Genomic DNA, 503 nt, shown 5'->3' on the forward strand with positions numbered 1-503 from the left:
TCTCATGCCACATCTCCATCAGGGGGCGGATAACCCGTTCCGCCTTACCGTTGGTCTGCGGACGGGCAACCCGGGTAAACTTTTGACCAATCCCGTTCTCATAACAGGCTACACCGAAAGCATGGTTGGCCGAGCCTTTATATTCCGTACCGTTGTCGGAGTAAACGCACTCAATCAGGTATGGACAGGGATCAATCAGGTGTTCGGTCAGAAACTTGGCGGCACTGTCTGCGGTTTTGTCCGGCAAAATGGCGGCGTATAGCTCCCTTGAGAAATCGTCGATGGCGACAAACAGGTAATTCCGCTTATCGGTGGCTTTCTGCCCTTTGAGCAGCGGCAGCCGTTTGGTATCGAGATGTACCAGCTCTCCGGGGTAGGATTTATTGTAGCGTTTGGCCTGCCTTTTGAGTTTTTCCTGAATGCCGCGTTCTACCTTGGCCAGGCGTTTCATTCCGTACTTTGCCTGTTTGAAACGGTTGTTGGTACTGGTTTGGGGTTTGGGC

At 52.7% G+C, this 503-nt stretch carries 1 protein-coding gene; it reads right to left on the minus strand.

Annotation, left to right across the window (positions count from 1 at the left end; all coding sequences use genetic code 11):
- On the minus strand, positions 1-503 hold a 503-nt coding region (locus ACTHUM_RS18885; RefSeq protein ID WP_440403810.1), incomplete at both ends, for a DDE-type integrase/transposase/recombinase.

The sequence above is a fragment of the Neisseria sp. P0021.S006 genome (assembly GCF_051956895.1).